This window comes from Paenibacillus senegalensis JC66, from assembly GCF_000285515.1.
Lineage (GTDB): Bacteria > Bacillota > Bacilli > Paenibacillales > NBRC-103111 > Paenibacillus_L > Paenibacillus_L senegalensis.
Window position 1 is genome coordinate 1 of sequence record NZ_HE610958.1, and the last position, 3,230, is coordinate 3,230.

The window sequence follows — 3,230 nt, forward strand, 5'->3', positions numbered from 1 at the left end:
ATGCAAAATGCTCACCTATATACTTATCAACAAAATCCTTATATTCACTTTGTATTTCAATCCTATTTATAACTCTGTCTAATATCATGTAGACTCCTCCTAAACTAGGAACTTCTTTCGGCTAAGTCTTACGTATTCACGAACCTTACCGGCTTAAGTCCGCCCTTATAAGTAATATCTTTAACAACTAATCGCGTTTCTTCTTTGACTTCTCGAATTGCCCCATCAACTATGCTTTCCGGAAAGTCTACCTTTCCACCAGGGGCAATCTATCCTGTGAAGGAAAACCGCCAAAACCTTATTTATTTTTCTTTCATAAGTTTTAAGATTCTCGGATGTATATTGTTTTTATAATCATTTTCTACTGCTTCCTCTATCCAAAGCACTCTTGTTTCCTCCCCCTGATACATTGCATGTTCATAAGTAAATAACTTAAATCTATAGTTTTCTAAATCCTCATGCTTTGGAACAACTATGCATCGATAGGTGAACCTATCCTTATTAATAATGTCTATTAAGTCTTTTAAGTCATTTGGTTTATACCAATAAACAACCTGGTTTATTTCTTCTGAATTGATTGTTTCCAATTTATTTTCTGTACTTTTTATTACTACTCTTTCTTCAATATATGCTCTATCTTCGGGAAAAACAGAAAAATTACATTCCAGATAAGGAAATAACAAGTCATGTTTAATATCTGAAAACTCTCTTAGAACTAATGCCTCTTCTTCAGTCGTTAAATTAAAATTATATATCGAGAGATTTTCATAAATCATCTCGAATCTCCTCCCCGGCAATTACGTCTAACGTCGTCTCTCGTATTCACGAACCCGAGAACCTTAAGCTCCGTATGGGGCGGCCGCGACTGCGGTTAGGTTCACAGGGTTGTTCGCCTGATTCCACTATCTCTGCCGATCCCTTCGGGCGAACCAAGGAGCCGCCGGGCTCTGCTGCGTGAATACTATGTTTACTGATGCTTCCGACATCTTGAACTGCTTTCAAAATGCGCTATTATTTAGCCCTTATTTGGAATTGTATCCCATTCCCTTTCTTGTTTCACTACTTCTTTAAAGAGGCTTTGTTAAACTGTGCTGTTAATTTTTTTGTTGAAGTTAACGGACAGGACACCATAGTTGTAAGGATTGCATGAATCCCTGTGAAAAAAGATAGTAAAAACGAGTTGACAATGAAGTTTACTCCAATGTTATGGTGAATGTATGGAAAAACATTATTCTATTCATGAGGTTTCACGGATACTTGGCATTCCGAAGGATACACTCCGGTATTATGACCGTATTGGACTCGTATCTCCGTCTCGGGGACACAATTCTTATCGCAGGTATTCTAGGGACGACATCGTCGATTTGATGAATATACAAATCATGCAGTATGCGGACTTTTCTCTAGAAGAAATCAAGGGGAAGTTTCAGTTCCACAGAATGCAGAGTGTAGATCCTTCTTATTGCCAGGAGGTCGCTGAATTCCTTGATGCCAAGAAAGCAGAAACACGCAAGAAAATCGCACATCTTGAAAAGGTCAGTCAGTTGCTCGACGTGGCAATTAATACGCTAAGGGACTTTAATCATGAAAGTGACCAGCGGCTGGCAGTGTTCGTTCGCGAGATTTACCGGGATATTCACAAGAAGGAACCTGAAATAACTAAGGAGGATTGCAATGGACATCAGGATTAAGAACTATTATTGTTTGATTGCCGGCGTTCTTGCAATATTTTTTGCTATTACGCACGCATGGAGCGGGCAATCCGCTGTACTGCCGACGCTCTTAGTGAATGATATATCCTTGGATACGCGGATAACATTTACGTATGTCTGGCACATTATAACCGCTGAGAACCTAATTTTCGGCATAGTATTCATTATCCTGTCATCTCAAAGCGAGAAACCGAAGATCCGGTTTGCTGCGTGGATGATCGTGTCACTTTTGCTCATTCGTCTGATGGTCATTCTCAGTGTAACCGCGTTTTATGATGTTTCTGCACTTACGAATACGTTAATTGATTCGTTCGCCATTTTAATTTATGCCGCTTTCATTATACTGGGCACAAGAATAAACAAAGAGTAAGGAGGTCAATGAAACCCACAGTTCGGCGAAATGGAAAGTCCTGCCATTCTTTAATTCTTCCACTAAGGGGAAATTCAAAAACTTCTATACCAGGATAATGATTCCTCTAAGTTCTTTACAGGCAGGAATACTGCATCAATTCTTTCAATGAATCTTTCATTCATATTCATATTCATCTTCATCTTCTCCTTGATTTTTTGTATTTGATCTATGTGTTCCCCGGAGTTTCAGTTAACGTTCTTACATTCACGCCTCCCTAGGAGGTTGTCCGCAGCTCCAGCTTCCTCGAGATCACGACTTCGGACCAAGGGCCATCAGGCCCGCCGCGTGAATGCGGTGTTATGGCCTCGGGCTCCACCAAGTCAGCTTTCAAAAAATGCTTTTGATAATTTCTTGGGAGCAACTATTCCCCATGCGTTCCTGATTAGATCAGTTACTTCATCCTTGTTAGCTAATTCAAGATTAATGTGCATGTAGTTTAAGTTTGAAAATGAGTCCGGAATCTTGTATGTTTCAGGACTCATGCTTGTATATAGCTCCCTTTCTTCTTTCGTGGTTTTAACTGTAATAGTACTCATATCGTCCTGTATGACTACAAAGATCTTGTTATTAATTCTAAATGATGGTTTTCCCCAGTGTTCTACTTCTACTGTACTAGGCAAAGATAGAGCAATTTCACGTATTTCTTCGATTTGCATCATCTGAACCTGCCTCCTTAGTTCTTTCCCGAGGTTTCATATAACGTAAATGTATTCACGACGTCCGACGAATTCGGATGTGTCCACACCTCATACTTCCTTGAAGCCGCTTCTGGGACCGATGGCTTATAATATCCTAGTGTCACCACCGCAAACAAACACTCCGGAACACATCTCAAGTTGATAAACTTTCTCTCTTGTAATTGTGAAATCAATGTCAGGCAAAAAAGGACGACTGGTCACATCGAAATTCTCCCCGATATCGCCGTATAGGAATAGTTTTGGCATACTTATCCCCCCACTCTACTTATGATTATTTGCCTCTCTTTCTCATAACGTCTCATGTGTTCTTTCCCATTGAAAACCCACCAAATAATCGTCCGCCAATCGGTTCATAGATTTCGTTAACAAACTCAATAACTGGTTGTTTGTCATTTAATTGAGCATTTT

At 39.7% G+C, this 3,230-nt stretch carries 4 protein-coding genes and 1 pseudogene; 2 read left to right on the top strand and 3 right to left on the bottom strand.

Annotated elements, in window-relative coordinates:
• Window positions 1–128: 128 nt before the first annotated feature.
• Window positions 129–269: pseudogene (locus PSHG_RS29935) on the bottom strand (NUDIX domain-containing protein); the annotation flags it as partial.
• A 33-nt stretch (window positions 270–302) separates the two neighbouring features.
• Window positions 303–776 (bottom strand): hypothetical protein, encoded by a 474-nt coding sequence (locus tag PSHG_RS08435; protein WP_010271836.1) that lies wholly within the window; start codon window positions 774–776, stop codon window positions 303–305.
• Window positions 777–1,217: 441 nt separating this feature from the next.
• Here PSHG_RS08435 and PSHG_RS08440 point away from each other — a divergent pair, with 441 nt between their 5' ends.
• Window positions 1,218–1,691 (top strand): MerR family transcriptional regulator, encoded by a 474-nt coding sequence (locus tag PSHG_RS08440; protein WP_026021261.1) that lies wholly within the window; start codon window positions 1,218–1,220, stop codon window positions 1,689–1,691.
• A complete protein-coding gene (locus PSHG_RS08445) occupies window positions 1,675–2,082 on the top strand; it encodes a hypothetical protein (protein WP_010271839.1) in 408 nt (135 codons plus the stop codon). The genes PSHG_RS08440 and PSHG_RS08445 overlap by 17 nt, the downstream gene beginning before the upstream one ends.
• Window positions 2,083–2,444: 362 nt before the next feature.
• On the opposite strand, the gene PSHG_RS08455 is transcribed toward PSHG_RS08445, so the two are convergent.
• Window positions 2,445–2,783 carry an MmcQ/YjbR family DNA-binding protein gene (locus PSHG_RS08455; protein ID WP_010271842.1) on the bottom strand — a complete coding sequence of 113 codons (339 nt, stop codon included), beginning with the start codon at window positions 2,781–2,783 and terminating at the stop codon, window positions 2,445–2,447.
• Window positions 2,784–3,230 lie beyond the last annotated feature (447 nt).